This window comes from Acidovorax sp. JMULE5 (assembly GCF_013376875.1).
Classification (GTDB): Bacteria; Pseudomonadota; Gammaproteobacteria; order Burkholderiales; family Burkholderiaceae_C; genus Acidovorax; species Acidovorax facilis.
This window is the reverse complement of sequence record NZ_CP035951.1, coordinates 2,451,999-2,465,539: the sequence shown is the minus strand read 5'-3', so window position 1 is coordinate 2,465,539 and position 13,541 is coordinate 2,451,999. Positions and strand designations below refer to the sequence as shown.

The 13,541-nt window shown below is 65.2% G+C and carries 13 protein-coding genes; 2 read left to right on the top strand and 11 right to left on the bottom strand.

Annotated elements, in window-relative coordinates; genetic code table 11:
• Positions 1-3: 3 nt before the first annotated feature.
• The 10 genes from EXV95_RS24910 to EXV95_RS11045 form a co-directional block, all read right to left on the bottom strand.
• Positions 4-531: a HipA domain-containing protein gene (locus EXV95_RS24910; protein WP_255485012.1), complete on the bottom strand. Its 528-nt coding sequence runs from the start codon at positions 529-531 to the stop codon at positions 4-6.
• A gap of 26 nt (positions 532-557) precedes the next feature.
• Positions 558-1,292, bottom strand: a complete 735-nt coding sequence (locus EXV95_RS24905; protein WP_255484979.1) for a HipA domain-containing protein — start codon at positions 1,290-1,292, stop codon at positions 558-560.
• Positions 1,289-1,921 (bottom strand): helix-turn-helix transcriptional regulator, encoded by a 633-nt coding sequence (locus EXV95_RS24900; protein ID WP_255484978.1) that lies wholly within the window; start codon positions 1,919-1,921, stop codon positions 1,289-1,291. Before EXV95_RS24900 ends, EXV95_RS24905 begins: the two co-directional genes overlap by 4 nt.
• Before the next feature lie 225 nt (positions 1,922-2,146).
• Positions 2,147-2,590: a PaaI family thioesterase gene (locus EXV95_RS11075; RefSeq protein WP_176886840.1), complete on the bottom strand. Its 444-nt coding sequence runs from the start codon at positions 2,588-2,590 to the stop codon at positions 2,147-2,149.
• The gene (locus EXV95_RS11070; RefSeq protein WP_176886839.1) at positions 2,587-3,279 is read right to left on the bottom strand and encodes a transglutaminase family protein; all 693 of its coding nucleotides are present in this window, start codon (positions 3,277-3,279) and stop codon (positions 2,587-2,589) included. The genes EXV95_RS11075 and EXV95_RS11070 overlap by 4 nt, the downstream gene beginning before the upstream one ends.
• A 105-nt stretch (positions 3,280-3,384) precedes the next feature.
• Complete coding sequence (locus EXV95_RS11065) at positions 3,385-4,029, bottom strand: trimeric intracellular cation channel family protein (RefSeq protein WP_176886838.1); 645 nt, start codon at positions 4,027-4,029, stop codon at positions 3,385-3,387.
• 172 nt (positions 4,030-4,201) lie between these two features.
• Positions 4,202-4,576, bottom strand: a complete 375-nt coding sequence (locus EXV95_RS11060; RefSeq protein WP_176886837.1) for a hypothetical protein — start codon at positions 4,574-4,576, stop codon at positions 4,202-4,204.
• Positions 4,573-5,436, bottom strand: coding sequence for a hypothetical protein (locus EXV95_RS11055; RefSeq protein WP_176886836.1), 864 nt, complete (start codon positions 5,434-5,436; stop codon positions 4,573-4,575). The genes EXV95_RS11060 and EXV95_RS11055 overlap by 4 nt, the downstream gene beginning before the upstream one ends.
• A 43-nt stretch (positions 5,437-5,479) precedes the next feature.
• Positions 5,480-6,628: a PepSY domain-containing protein gene (locus EXV95_RS11050; RefSeq protein ID WP_176886835.1), complete on the bottom strand. Its 1,149-nt coding sequence runs from the start codon at positions 6,626-6,628 to the stop codon at positions 5,480-5,482.
• Between the two features lie 31 nt (positions 6,629-6,659).
• Positions 6,660-8,849 (bottom strand): TonB-dependent siderophore receptor, encoded by a 2,190-nt coding sequence (locus EXV95_RS11045; protein WP_370460246.1) that lies wholly within the window; start codon positions 8,847-8,849, stop codon positions 6,660-6,662.
• 422 nt (positions 8,850-9,271) lie between these two features.
• Between EXV95_RS11045 and EXV95_RS11040 the strand changes: the two genes are divergently transcribed.
• Both EXV95_RS11040 and EXV95_RS11035 read left to right on the top strand, forming a co-directional pair.
• Positions 9,272-10,045, top strand: coding sequence for a DUF5677 domain-containing protein (locus EXV95_RS11040; protein ID WP_176886834.1), 774 nt, complete (start codon positions 9,272-9,274; stop codon positions 10,043-10,045).
• The gene (locus EXV95_RS11035) at positions 10,039-11,010 is read left to right on the top strand and encodes an IS481 family transposase (protein ID WP_176886151.1); all 972 of its coding nucleotides are present in this window, start codon (positions 10,039-10,041) and stop codon (positions 11,008-11,010) included. The genes EXV95_RS11040 and EXV95_RS11035 overlap by 7 nt, the downstream gene beginning before the upstream one ends.
• A gap of 390 nt (positions 11,011-11,400) precedes the next feature.
• Here the strand turns inward: EXV95_RS11035 and kefC are convergent, their stop codons facing one another.
• Positions 11,401-13,317 carry a glutathione-regulated potassium-efflux system protein KefC gene (gene kefC, locus EXV95_RS11030; protein ID WP_176886833.1) on the bottom strand — a complete coding sequence of 639 codons (1,917 nt, stop codon included), beginning with the start codon at positions 13,315-13,317 and terminating at the stop codon, positions 11,401-11,403.
• Between the last annotated feature and the right edge of the window lie 224 nt (positions 13,318-13,541).

Here is a 13,541-nt window from a genome sequence, read left to right as displayed (position 1 = left end):
GGCTCAGCAGAATGCTTTGCGCTGGTCCTTGAGTGCATCGCGGTCGATGCTCGCCGCGAGCTGTTCCATGTCGGCCGCGCAGACGCCGTGCTGCGCAAAATGCAGCGGCCATTGCTCTATCGCGTGAGCAACCTCCTGAATCAACCCGATGGCCCGGGCGCGGGTGAGACCGAATTCGCTCAGGTCGGTTAGCGCGTTGTCCAGCGTGGACTGCGCGCCGTGCTGGCCCACCACCATGGCCTGGTAGCCCATGTTCTGCAGCGTGGGCACCACGTCGAACGCGGGGGCCAGGTCGTAGTAGCCGTCAAAGCCCAGGCGCAGGCAGTGGTTGCGCTCGTGGTCGTCGGTGTTGTCCATGAGGATGTTGAACACCATGCGCCGAAACAGCTCTTCGCGCTGCGCCTTTTGCCGGTCGGGGTGCGCCTGGCGCAGCAGCACGGTGGCCAGTGCGCCATAGCTTTCGGTCAGGCCCGCCGCAGCCAGTGCCGTCTTGGCAGAGATGCAGTGCACGCGCAGGCTCAGGACACCCATCTGCACCCGGTCAAACCGCTGGATGGTCAGCGCATGGCGCTGCGGCCCCCGCCCAGCCGCGATGGGATGGGCAGCACACCCGTGCTGGCAACGTGGATGCCTGCCAGGGCTGCCAGCGTCATGGTGGCGTATTCGACGAGGGGTGTGTCCACGGTATCGTCCAGCTCGCTGAACTTGATGACGCAAGGCCCGCTGTCGGTTTGCAGCAGCGCCTTGGGCCGGGCGCCGCCCAGCGTCACGCCGGGCTGCACCAGCCGCTGAATTTCTGGTGTGACCGGGGCTTGCGACTGCACGTCTTCCACTGCCCGCACCATGGCCTCCAGATCGCGCAGTTGCGGATACGGCCCGATGCGGCGCGGGATGTAGTGGTCGGCCGAGGTGGAGATGCCCAACGCGCCAAAGCGGTCGTCGCCAGCGAACAGCAGCATCTCCAGAATCGACAGGCGCGCGGGGCGGTCGATGTGGCGGATGATGCGCTCGCCCCACCGGTCTGGCCGCGCATCGTCGATGGCGCCGGGCGCGCTGTCCTTGTGGCCTGCGCTGAACGTCTGGCCTGCGATGAGGGGCAGGTCTTCGCTCAGCGCAAACTGCCACCAGTCTGTGGCGTAGCTGAAAGTGGCGCAGTTGGGCACCAGCTGCGACAAACCCACCGCCCCGGTCAGCACCGGCTGGGCGGGGTTGACCAGCGTCCAGACATACAGCGTGTCGTGCGGCACATAGGAGCGCGGCGTGACCTGCTGCGCGTGGTGCTGCTGGCTCATGGCCGCGCTTTCTTCTGGCCCGCGATCAGTGCGGCCAGGCCTGCGGCGGTGCTGTTGGGCTGGCGCTTTGGCGCGCCGAGTCCTGTAACTCGAATGGCTTGCCGGATCTGTTCTTCGGGGCCCAGTCCAGCGACCTTCTGCGCGGCCCCAATGGTTGGTTTGGCAGGGCTTGCTTCCTCGAAGGAGCCCTTCATCTCTTCGGCAACGTGCACGGTCCCCAAGTGGGCAGGTGCGTTGGTTTTGGAGACGGACGGCAAGGCGGCAGGCTTTGCGTTGCTTGCTGGCGTCTTTGCGTCTTTCTGCGCCGTCGTCTGTGCAGCGCGCCGGGGGCGGGCTTTGGCTACCTCAAGCTCCAGCGATGTGAGGTCGTTCTGCGGTGCAATCAGGTCGGCCAGCCCCTGGGCCTGGTTGATGAGCCACATGCACATCACATACGACGCCATGGACACCGACGGGTCGCCGCGCTCGATGCGCGCCATGGTGGGCTGCGACACGCCCAGCCGCTGGGCCCACTGGGCTTGTGTTTCCTTGCGGCGCTTGCGTGCAATCACGATGTTCTGCGCGAGCAACGCTATCTGCTGGAGGACCGCTTGGGGGTAGTCAGCGGGCTTGGTGTTTTGAGATGGCATTCATAGATATTAGGTCAAGAGGGAGTTTTTGAATATCTATGAATTATTTGCAGGTGACTGAGGGCAAGAGCTGAATGGTATAAATTATTCATAGATGCACGCGAATGTGAGAAAAAATAACATCTATGAATTAAAAGGTGCTGGGCTGTCGGCATGGTCGTGCAACAAGGGGGCAATCAGCACAAGGACGTGCTGCTACGCGCCGCCATGCCGGGCCTACAGGGCTCACTCCACAGCGTCGCTGGGCACCGCAGGCCCGATCTTGAACACCCCGCTCACCCGCGCACAGGGCACGCCATCGGCCGTCACCAGTCCCTGAGCAAACACCAGCGAACGCGTGACGCGCAGCGGCTCGGCCTCGCCCTGCACCCAGGCGCCCAGCGGGGCGGGGGCCAGGTAGTCGATCTGCAGGCTGATGGTGGGCAGAAAACGGTCGACCACTTGATCGCATTTGCGGTGCACCGACAGCGGCAGCAGCATGTCGCAAAAGCTGGCCATCATGCCGCCGTGCAGGTTGTTCATGGGGTTCACATGGCGGCGCTTCACGCGAAAGCCGAACTGCACCACGCTGCCTTCGTGGCGCAGGTAGAGCGGGCCGTTGTGCTGGATGAACGGGCCGCCGGACTGCAGCGGCGCAAAGCCCGGTGGGATCTCGGCGTGGCTGCTCATGCGCGGGCCTCCTTCTCCACATCCTGCGCAAAGCTGGCGCCCTCCAGGCTGCTGTGGGTGGCGCCGTCCTCGGGCAGCCAGCCGCTGTACACCGTGCGAAAGTCCGCCACGATCTGCGCCAGCGGCAGGTCGTCAAACGCGCCGCGCTGGTGCACATACTCCATGTGGCGCGCGCCGGATTTGTCGAACGGGTGGTAGATGGAATCGTTCTCGCCATCGAACTCCAGCGGCAGCAGGCCGAAGCGCTCGCACAGCTCGATGTTGAATGCGGGCGTGGCCTTGCGCCAGGCGCCGTCGAGCCAGATGTCGGTGTAGCCGTGCCAGATGAAGAGGTCGGTCTTCATCGTCTCCCGCATGCGCTCGGTGCTGAGGTGGTTGCGCACATCGGCAAAGCCCATGCGCGCGGGGATGCCCGCCGCGCGGCATGCGGCGGTGAGCAGCGCCGCCTTGGGCACACACCAGCCATAGCCGTTGGCCAGCACCGTGCTGGCGGTCATGCCCTGGGGCGAGAGGTCGATCCGATAGGGGTCGTAGCGAAAGCCGTCGCGCACGGCCAGGTACAGGGCGACGGCGCGTTCGCGGTCGGTGGCGCCGTGCGCATGTTGGGCAGCAAAGGCCTGGATGGAAGGGGCGTCGCTGTCGATAAGTGCCGTGGCACGCAGGTGGGCGGGCGTGGGGGTGCTGGTCATGGGCGGTTGTCTCCTGCAGTCTGTCGAAGATCAGTGTGTGGCCTCTGTGCACCCGATGCTGTCACAGGCGCGCCAGCCCGGCGCGGCAGGGGCTCGATGCCCCCATCACACCCGCCACGCGGGCAGCTCCCAGTTGCGCCACAGTGCCAGCCCACGCAGCCCGGCCGTGAGCAGCACGCAGACCACCAGCGGTGCCCAGTCGGGCGCTTGCACCTGGCGCAGGGCCACGTCGGCCCAGCCGCCCGCAAAGGCACACAGCGCATAGGGCCGGTGGTCGCTGAAGGCCTGGGGCACCTCGTTGCACAGCACATCGCGCAGCACGCCTCCGAATACGCCGGTGGTCACGCCCATCATCACGCTGATGATGGGCGGCATGCCGATGGCGGTGGCAATGTCCACGCCCACGGCGGCGAAGAGGCCCAGGCCGATGGCGTCGGGCAGCAGCATGGCGCGTTCGGTGGGCTTGAAGTGGCGCTGGCGCATGAACAGCATGGCGCCCACACACAGGGCCAGGATGCCCCAGACGAAACCCGTGTGGCGCACCCAGAAGAAGGGACGCTGGTCCAGCAGCAGGTCGCGCAGCGTGCCGCCGCCAAAGGCGGCCACAAAGGCCACGACACACACGCCCACGGCATCGAGCCGTTTGCGCGCGGCCATGATCACGCCCGACAGGGCAAACGCGATGGTGGCCGCCACTTCCAGCGTGAAGCGCAGTGTGTGAATCCAGGGGGCGTCGAGCGGCAGGTCCATGGGCGCGATTGTGCCGTGGCGCTGTGGGAGCGGGCAGGGGCTGGCAGCACGCTGCCTGTCAAGTTTTTGCTATCGAAAATATAGCTTATAGCGCTTGCTAATCAAGCGCTGGGGCCTGTTTTTATTCAAAAACAATCCGCCAACGTCCCTGCTCTTGGGCAACTGGGGTGCTTCATGACACCAAGCCCCCCGCCCGAAGAAGCTGCCAGGCCAGCGCCAGCAAACAGCCCGTGCCGCCCAGTGCGCCCAGGCGGTGTCCCCAGCGCAGGCTGCTGGCGGGCCATTGGTTCATGGCCAGCACCAGCAGCCAGCCCAGCACCATCCATGCCGCCACCACCAGCGCCAGCCCCGCCGCCAGCCCCGCCGCAGCGGTGGCCGCGAGGGCCTGCAGCACCAGGGTAGCCAGAACCACCGCCCCGGCGCGCCGGGATGCTGCAGCGGCTGGGGGCGTGCCGTCGCCCCAGGCGCGGGTAGGCACGGTGCGCGCCCAGCGGGTCAGTGCGATCAATGAGGCCAGCGCGGCGCTGGCGCCGATGAGTTCGTTCATGCGGCCTCCGGCGGGTGGCGGTCGGGCCCTGGGTTGGGCGCGTGCGGCGCCCCGTGGCCCGCCCGCCGCCAGCGCAGCGCCCACCACGCCTGTCCTGCGCGCCACTGCAGCGGTGCACCCACAGCCAGGGCACACAGCGCCGACGCCACTGCCCACTGCACCATCCCTGCCTTGGCCGCCAGGCCGCCATAGGCCAAAGCGGCCAGTGCCCACAGCAGCACGGCGGTGCGGGGCGTCCAGTGGCGCAAGGTGGCAGCGGGCAGGGCCACGAAGAAGGCGAGCAGCAGGCCCAGCATGCCCGACGACCGTGCGGGTTCGGTGGCCACGATGTGGGCCAGGCGGAAGGATTCCACCGCCAGCACACCGGTCAGCCAGAAGGGCCAGTGGGCTGACCCCACCCAGCGGGCCCAACCGCGTGGGTGCCAGCGCGGGTGGGCGGTGGTTGTGTGCACTGCAGAGCCCGGTCGGGCCACGGCCGCAGACCGCGACGCCCTGCGCCGGTGCGCCTGCACCCGCTGGGGCCCGATAAAAACCGCGATGCCCCCGCAGATCAGCCCCATGGCGACCAGGCTGACCAACATGGCGGGTCCTTGGGCACTGCCCAGCACCAGCCCGGCCACACCAGCCACGGCCAGCAGCGCGCCTGCGCCACCCAGCGAGACGCGCCACAGCGCCACCGTGCGCAGCGCCCACGCCGCCGCAGCCGACAGCAGCAGCCACACGCCGATGAGCGTCCACACCGACCACACGGGCCGCTGCGCCAGCGAGGGCAGACCCGCAGGCCCCCACAGGTGCACAAACACCGCCACGATGAGCGCGGCGGGCGTGGTGGCGTGCAGTGCCAGAAAGAAACGTTGCATGGTGGGCGAAGCTGTGACGCTGTGAGAGAGGCGCTGGTGGGTGTCAGCCTGCCGCCGCGATGCCGCCCGCAGCGCCCTGCGCAGCCTCTGCCTCGCGCCTGCGCTGCTGACGCGCATCCAGCCAGATTAGCGTCCCCGAGATCGACAAAAACGCGGGTGTCATGCCCAGAAAGAAATAGAGCCATTTCAGCGCCAGCCCGCCAAAGTCGCCAAAGTGCAGGGGCTCCATCAGCCCATTGACCAGCGACCAGAAGCCCGCCGTGCGCGGGTCGTGCACCTTCTTCGGCACGCCCGTGGCGGCATGGATGTCCACCCGCGCGGTGCTGGCCAGGTGATCGCGCAGGTTGCCGGTGAAACCCACCTCGGCCGTGCTGCTGCCCCAGCGGCGCAGCGACACGTAGCGCGCCTCCAGGCCGGGCACGGCCTGCTGCGCTGTGGCGTACAGCGCATCCAGCGATTGCATGGGCACCGGCTCGGTGGCGTCACCGCCCGCCTTGCGCGCTGGCTTGGAGGCGGTGGCATCGGTGCTGGTGGTCACGTATTTGTAGCCCTGCTCAAACAGCGGCGCCAGTCCCATCCACGCCCCCGTGGCCGCGATCAGGATGTGAAAGCCCAGCCCCCAGATGCCCGCAGACTTGTGCAGGTCTGACATCACCACGCGGAAGCTGCGGCCCCAGCGCTGGGTGAACAGCTCGGCCAGGATCTTGCGGTGGATGACGATGCCCGTGGCAATCAGCACCAGCATCGCCACCCCCAGGAAACCCACGATCCACCGCGGCCCGAAGAACAGGAACACATGCAGCATGCGCAGGTACTGGCCGAGCTGGCTGTCCACCGGGCCCACCACCGTGCCCGTGTCGGAGCGCAAGGCCACCTTGGTGCGGGTGTTGGCAGGCGCGCCGCGCTCGCGCACAAACGCGAAGTAGCTGGGGTTGACGGCATCCGGCAGCGCAATGGTCTCCACCGTGGCGCCGGGGTAGCGGGTGTGCAGCTGTGCCAGCACCGTGTCGAGCGACGCAGGTTTTTGAGAGCGCGGCAGCTGCGCCAGCGACGGATTGGCCCACAGGTCGATCTCGTGCTTGAACACCACCACCGCGCCTGAGAAGCACACGATGAACATCAGCAGCCCCGTGACGATGCCCGCCCAGGAGTGCAGGGTGAACAGGCGGTTGAGCGTGCGCTGGCTGGTCATGGCGTGCGGGCGGCAGGGGTGGAGCAGGGCGTCAGAAGAAGTAGGTCACGCCCAGGCTGAAGTTGCGTGGCAACGCGGGCGAGACCACGTTGGCATTGATCGCGCCGTCGTAGTACGCCTTGTTGAATACGTTCTTCACGCCCGCGGTCACGCGGTAGTTCTCGCCCACGTAGCTGATGGACGCATCGGCCACAAAGTACGACGGCAGGGTGAAGGGGTAGGAGCCGATCTGCTCGCTCACATACCGCCCGCCCAGGCCCAGCGTCACCCGCTGGTATTGCGGCAGCTTGTAGGTTGCCCAGGCCGTGAGCGTGTGGCGCGGCGTGAGGTTGAGTGGCAGGCCCACAATCGCCGCGTTGTTGTCGCGCGTGACCTTGCTTTGTGTGTAGGTGTAGGCGCTGGTGAGCTTCCAGCCGTTCTTCAGGTCCGCGCCCAGTTCCAGCTCCAGCCCGCGTGCGCGCTGCTCGCCGGTCTGCACGCTGAAGCCCGTGTTCACCGGGTCGGCGGTGGTCACGTTCTCGCGCACCAGGTCAAACACGGCGAGCGCGCCGGTGACCTGGCCGCCGGGGGCTTCGTACTTCACGCCCGCCTCCCACTGCTTGCCGGTTTCGGGCACAAAATTCGATCCTGCAAACGTCAGACCCGACTGGGGCAGGAACGACTCGCCATAGCTGCCATACGCGGCCCAGCCGGGCTTGAACTCGTACACCAGCCCGGCCGACAGCGTGGTGGCGTTGTCCTTCTGGCGCGTCTGCGTGTTGGCCACGCGGTTGTTCGTATCGGTGGTGGACCAGTCGCGGCGCAGGCCCACCAGGGCCGTCCAGCCCTGGCCAAACTTGATCTGGTCCTGCGCGTACAGCCCGGCCACGGTGAGTTTGGCGGGCGCATCCTGCGTCAGCGCCTCGGGGCAGGTGGCCTGCATGCCATACACGGGTGCAAACAGGTCCAGCGCACCGATGCGGCAGGTGCGGCTGGCCAGCAGGCTGGTGCCGCTGCGCGCATCGAGGCCCGTCACCAGCTGATGCTTCACGCCCAGCGCTTCAAAGCGTGACAGCAGCGAGGTGTCGGTGGCCAGCAGATCGTAGTCCATGTACTGGCGCGAGGCCTGGCGGTTCTGCAGCCGCTGGTTGGCCTGCAATGCCTGGTTGGAGACGAAGTTGCCCGTGCCCTTCTCGGTCTCGTAGCGCACGTTCTGGCGGAAGGTCATGGCCTCCGACATCTTGTGCTCCAGTGTGTAGCCCACGGTTTTGCTCTCTACGTCATACCCGCCAAAACTTGGGTCGCCCGTGAACATCGTGACGGGCAGCGTGCCGTTGCGGTTGGGCAGCAGCGTGCCGTAGGGCGTGATGCCCTGCTGGCGCATCCACTGGCTCTGGCTGTAGGTGGCAAACAGCACCAGGTCGGTCTGCGGGCCCAGGTCGATGGATAGCGATGGCGCAAACCAGCGGTCCTTGCGGTAAACGAACTGTGTGGGGTCGTCCACGTTGGAGACATGCGCATTGATGCGCAGTGCCGTCTTGCCCGATTCGGACAGGGGCCTGTTGATGTCGGCCTGCAGCGTGCGCTGGCCGAAACTGCCCACCTCCACGCCCACCTCGTTGATCGCCTCCTTCTTGGGCCGCTTGCTCACCGCGTTGACGATGCCGCCGGGCTGCACCTGGCCGTACAACACTGAGGCCGAGCCCTTGAGCACCTCGAAGCGCTCGTAGCCGTAGGGCTGCAGCTTGGCCCACATGCCGGGGCTTTGCACCAGGCCATCGACCAGGATCGATTCGGTGGAGCGAAATCCCCGGATGTTCAGGTCGTCAAACCCCCGGCGCCCAAAGTTGACCGGGCTGACCCCCGCCACCGTCTGCAGCGCTTGCTGCACGTTGGTGATCTGCCGCGACTCCATTTGCTCGCGCGTGACCACGCTGACGGACTGTGGGGTTTCCAACCGCCGCATGGGCGCCTTGCTGGCGGTCTGTGCCTCCACGGGCGCAAAACCCATGTCCTTTTCGGTGCTGGCGTTGATGCGGACTTCTTGGAGTTGAGGGGCCGTGGCTGCGGCCGGGTCTGCGGTCGGTGCACTGGTCTGTTGCGCCATGGCGGCCTGGGCGAGGCAAAGGGCCAGTGGGGTCAGGGCGAAGAAGGTGGCCTGCCGGGCTGATGGGCGCGATGACGAGCGAAGGCGAGCGAGCGAGGAGCGTGGCGACACCGCACGCGAGGGCTGAGAAGACATGGGAGTCCCGGTGAAAAGAGGGGCGGACAAACGCTGGAGGCGCTGGCTCGCGTGACTCTTCGGGACGCTGGCTGGCAGGATGGGATTTTAATGCGAATAAGTCGCGTTTGCGAATATTTGTAGAGGAAGGTGGAGTCACAGCTCGCTATGCCGCCTTCCTTATGTCGGTCGGAACAAAGTCGGGCTGGTGTGGGCTGCCTAGTGGTGGGTGCGAGGGTGCAAGCGGGCGTGGCTTGTACGAGGATGGGGGGCGCTGAAGGTGGGTCTTGGTGGGCAAGCTATAGCCGAAGGCGGCGAGGGTCATGGCCCTGACCAAGCGTTGGGAGAGCACATGGCAATGCTGGTGCGGTCGGGTCGTGTTTCGCGTCCGATTTAAGCTGAGCTTTTCAGCCGGAATGTTCCATCTCACATACGGAGGTCCTATGAGCAAAAGGCAGCTGCGCCAGCCAGAGAAAGCACTCGGCGCCGACCTCGCGACAGAAATTTCTCGGGCTTGTACAGCTCTTGAAACTGCTATTGAGCTAAGCCAGGAACCCCCTCCGGAACATCTTCAAGCAAGCAAAGGATGGTTAGCAGGGAACGCGCTGTGGATGCGAGCGTTGTCGAACTGCGAAGTCACGTTGTTCCTGGTCGAGAAAGGCATGGATGGTCCGGCCTGGTCAAATCTTCGCATGGCCTACGAATGTCTGTTTTTCGCATGCGCCCTTTGGGATAAGCCTGAGAACCTCACTCGCATTGAAGACAATCATCGTATTGAGAAGGCAAAGCAAGCTCGGGGCCTGCTGAAGCCAGGTGTGTACCCAGCAATGACCCCAGAGCGCAAGGCTAGCCTTGAGAAGATCGCAAATGGCGCTGTCGGCGCGAAGGAGTGGAAAGTGTTCGATGCTGCCTTCGAGGTGGGCATGGAATACTGGTACCAGATGGTTTATCGCGGAAGCAGCTTGGCAGGCGCCCATGCCACGGAGCTCAGCACCAATGTTCACTTCGAGGAAGTTTCCGAGGGCGTCCACTCGTTCTACTATGGGCCGCGTTACGACGACGCGAAGTTTCAGGTTGGGTTCGTACAAGAATTGCTTAGCTGTCGCATCCCGGACGATTGCATAGACTCCAAACGCTATCCACTCTTCATGGCGCGAGCGGTTCTAAAGGAGTTGATAGAGTCCTTGCAATCCACCCAGGGAGTGAAGCCATGTTGATAGCCCTGCACAAGAACGCCCGCACCACGCCCGCCGTGCGTGCCGAGATCGCAGCCAGCGATGAACCAGCCAGCGTCCTGGCCCAGCGCTTTGGGATCACTGAGCAGACGGTCTACAAGTGGAAGAAGCGTTCCGTCTTTGCAGACCGCTCTCACACTGCCCACCACCTGCAGACCGTGCTTACGCCAGCACAAGAAACAGTGGTGGTTCACTTGCGGCGTACCTTGCTGCTGCCTTTGGATGACCTGCTGGCCGTGACACGGGAGTTCATCTGTCCCCATGTCTCGCGCTCCGGGCTGGACAGGTGCTTGCGCCGCCATGGAGCGGGCAACCTCAATGCTCTAAAGCCCCAGCAGCCTGCGCTGGCCTACAAGACCTTCAAGAGCTACGAGCCAGGCTACGTGCACATGGACGTGAAGTACCTGCCCCAGATGCAGGATGAGAGCAGCCGGCGCTACCTGTTCGTGGCTATCGATAGGGCCACGCGTTGGGTGTTTGTGCAGCTCAAGTCCAACAAGACCGCCGCCAGTGCACAGGCCTTCCTCAAGGCGTTGCACAAGGCCTGTCCGATCAGGATCAACAAGCTGTTGACCGACAACGGCAAAGAGTTCACGGACCGTCTGTTTGCCAGCCGGGAACGCGAACCCAGCGGCAACCATGAATTCGATCAACTGTGCCAGGAGTTAGGCATCGAGCACCGACTGACCAAGCCCAGAACACCCAGAACCAACGGCATGGTGGAGCGATTTAACGGCCGCATTGCGGACGTTCTGAAGACCCACCGATTCAACAGCCGCGAAGACATGGAGCAGACCTTGTTGCGCTATGTGGCGTTGTACAACCACCAGCTACCGCAGTCAGCGCTCAAGAGCAGTACGCCGATGCAGGCGATGAAAGAGTGGTACCAGACCCACCCGCACCTGTTTCTCAAGCGACCATATGATCGTCCGGGATGCGACACTTAGCCTCGGGCTGAAGGCTTTCAAGAAGCTCCACCAGCTCGACCGATAACTAAATCTCAGATGACTTCCGCCGGGCTCCTTGATATCTGCCTCGCTGATATCAAGGTAGGGCAGGTGCACCATCAATAAGAAGGTTTGCTCGAACGGGCCGGTGATCTCTGCGGCCAATTGACGAGTTTGTTCAGCTTTTGGTATGGCGTGAGCCGTGGCATGCACGGGGCTCTTGGTGGCGCGAATCGAAATCGCGCCAAATAAAGTGGCGCGAAAGCAGTTTGCGCGCCACTTTGGCCACACGGCTTTCTCTGTGCATGCCCTGACCGGAACCCGCCTGAACGGTCTGAGGGGGTTGATTTGCTATTAAATAGATAGCTTATAGCGCTTTATGGATAAGCGCTAGGGCCTATTTTTATTGAAATTCTGAGCGCTGGCAGGCTCAGGCTCATGCCCTTCCCCCGCCTCCTGCGCCTCGCCATACCCCGGGTACGCAGCAGCTTCCGCACGCAGCGTTGCGCTTTCCTGCCGCTCCCGCGCCATCTGCTCCGCAAACTGGTTGCGGCCTTCGCGCGCCACGGCGATGAACTTGGCGCGGTCCTTGTGGTGCGGGTACATGCGGTCGGCCAGCGCGATGTTGTGGGTGCGAAAGCGCTGGGTGATGGCGGTGGCTTGCGCGGGGGGCAGGCCCATCAGCTCCAGCACGGTGTGGGCGCTTTGCAGGCTGGACTCGAACAGCTCGCGCTGCACCAGTGTCACGCCCATGTCGCGCAGCTTGTTCCAGTGCGTCACATCGCGCGCGCGGGCCACGATCTGCAGCTGGGGGAAGTGTTCGCGCGCGAGCTTGGCGATCTTGAGGGATTGATCCGCATCGTCCACGGCAATCACGAGGATGCGCGCATGTTCGGCCCCGGCGATGCGCAGCAGGTCGAGCCGCGTGGCGTCGCCGTAGAACACGCGGTAGCCGAAGGTGCGGGCCACTTCCAGCATGTCCACGCTGTGGTCCAGCACGGTGGTGGGGATGCCTTGGGCCAGCAGCACGCGCGAGACGATCTGCCCATAGCGGCCGAAGCCCGCGATGATGATGGGGGCCTCTTGCGGCTCGGAGATTTCCTCGGCCTGGGGCTTGGCGGTCTTGAGCTGGGCATAGCGGCGCAGCAGCACGCGGTCCAGCAGCACCAGCAGCAGCGGGCTGATCAGCATCGACAGCGCCACTGCGCCGATGAGCAGCGACGCGGTCTCGGCCGGGAAGACGCTGGCGCCCGCTGCGGCCTGGAACACCACAAAAGCGAATTCACCACCTTGCGCCAGCAGCAGCGTGAACACCGGGCGCTCTTGATAAGGGATGCCGACGACCTTGGCCAGGGTGTAAATGACGATGGCCTTGGCAGCGAGAAAACCGACCAGGATGGCGGCCATGAGGCCGGGCGAGCGCAGGATCACGCCGAAGTCGATGCTCATGCCCACGGCGATGAAGAATAGCCCGAGCAGCAGGCCCTTGAAGGGCTCGATGTCGGCCTCCAGCTCGCGGCGGTATTCGCTGTCGGCCAGCAGCACGCCGGCGAGGAAGGCGCCCAGCGCCATCGACAGGCCCACCAGCACCATCAGGTACGCAATGCCCACCACCAGCAGCAGCGCGGCGGCGGTGAAGATTTCGGGGGTGTTGCTCTTGGCGATCCAGCGCAGCACGGGGCGCAGCAGCAGGCGCCCGCCGAGGATGATGGCGGCGATCACGCCGACGATCTTGAGCACCTCCAGCACCATCTCGCCCGGCGTGTGGCCCGCGCCTTCGCCAGCAGCTGCGCCCAGCACGGGCAGCAGGGCCAGGATGGGGATGGCCGCCACGTCCTGGAACAGCAGGATGGAGAAGCCGGCCTGCCCGCTCTGCGTGCGCATCAGGTTGCGCTCGGCCAGCACCTGCAGCGCAATCGCCGTGGACGACAGCGCCAGGCCCAGCGCCCCCACCAGGCTCACGCGCCAGGGCAGGCCCGCCAGCGCGCCCAGCGCAAACAGCACGGCTGCGCAGCCCAGCACCTGGGCGGTGCCAGTGCCAAAAATGGGGCGGCGCAGCGCCCACAGGCGGCTGGGTTGCAGCTCCAGCCCGACCAGGAACAGCATGAGCACCACGCCAAACTCGGCAAAGTGCAGGATGTCCTGCACGTTGCTCACCAGCCCCAGGCCCCAGGGCCCGATGGCGATGCCCGCGGCCAGGTAGCCAATGATGGCGCCGAGGCCCAGCGCCTTGGCAATGGGCACGGCCAGCACGGCGGCGGTGAGGTACAGAAAACCGTAGGTGAGCCAGGTGGGGGCGTGTTCCATGGAGGCGCGGCAATAGTGGTGGTGTTGGAAGGGGCGTCGCAGGGGGGCGGACGGGCGGGCGTGGGCGTGTCAGGATTCTGGCATTGCCGTAGCGATGCGGGGGCGCGTGGCATGCCATTGAAATGCTTCAATTTTTATAGCTGGTAGCGCTTTATGGTCAAGCGCTAGAAGGCATTTTTATCCAGATCGTGGCAGCGACACGGGGGCGTTGTTAAGATGCTCGC

Coding starts and splice junctions, on each gene's coding strand:
- EXV95_RS24905 (WP_255484979.1), bottom strand. CDS start 1,292: ATGAGCCAGCAGCACCACGCGCAGCAGGTCACGCCGCGCTCCTATGTG.
- EXV95_RS24910 (WP_255485012.1), bottom strand. CDS start 531: ATGGGTGTCCTGAGCCTGCGCGTGCACTGCATCTCTGCCAAGACGGCA.
- EXV95_RS11040 (WP_176886834.1), top strand. CDS start 9,272: ATGAGCAAAAGGCAGCTGCGCCAGCCAGAGAAAGCACTCGGCGCCGAC.
- EXV95_RS24900 (WP_255484978.1), bottom strand. CDS start 1,921: ATGCCATCTCAAAACACCAAGCCCGCTGACTACCCCCAAGCGGTCCTC.
- EXV95_RS11035 (WP_176886151.1), top strand. CDS start 10,039: ATGTTGATAGCCCTGCACAAGAACGCCCGCACCACGCCCGCCGTGCGT.
- EXV95_RS11055 (WP_176886836.1), bottom strand. CDS start 5,436: ATGCAACGTTTCTTTCTGGCACTGCACGCCACCACGCCCGCCGCGCTC.
- EXV95_RS11050 (WP_176886835.1), bottom strand. CDS start 6,628: ATGACCAGCCAGCGCACGCTCAACCGCCTGTTCACCCTGCACTCCTGG.
- EXV95_RS11045 (WP_370460246.1), bottom strand. CDS start 8,849: ATGTCTTCTCAGCCCTCGCGTGCGGTGTCGCCACGCTCCTCGCTCGCT.
- kefC (WP_176886833.1), bottom strand. CDS start 13,317: ATGGAACACGCCCCCACCTGGCTCACCTACGGTTTTCTGTACCTCACC.
- EXV95_RS11060 (WP_176886837.1), bottom strand. CDS start 4,576: ATGAACGAACTCATCGGCGCCAGCGCCGCGCTGGCCTCATTGATCGCA.
- EXV95_RS11065 (WP_176886838.1), bottom strand. CDS start 4,029: ATGGACCTGCCGCTCGACGCCCCCTGGATTCACACACTGCGCTTCACG.
- EXV95_RS11075 (WP_176886840.1), bottom strand. CDS start 2,590: ATGAGCAGCCACGCCGAGATCCCACCGGGCTTTGCGCCGCTGCAGTCC.
- EXV95_RS11070 (WP_176886839.1), bottom strand. CDS start 3,279: ATGACCAGCACCCCCACGCCCGCCCACCTGCGTGCCACGGCACTTATC.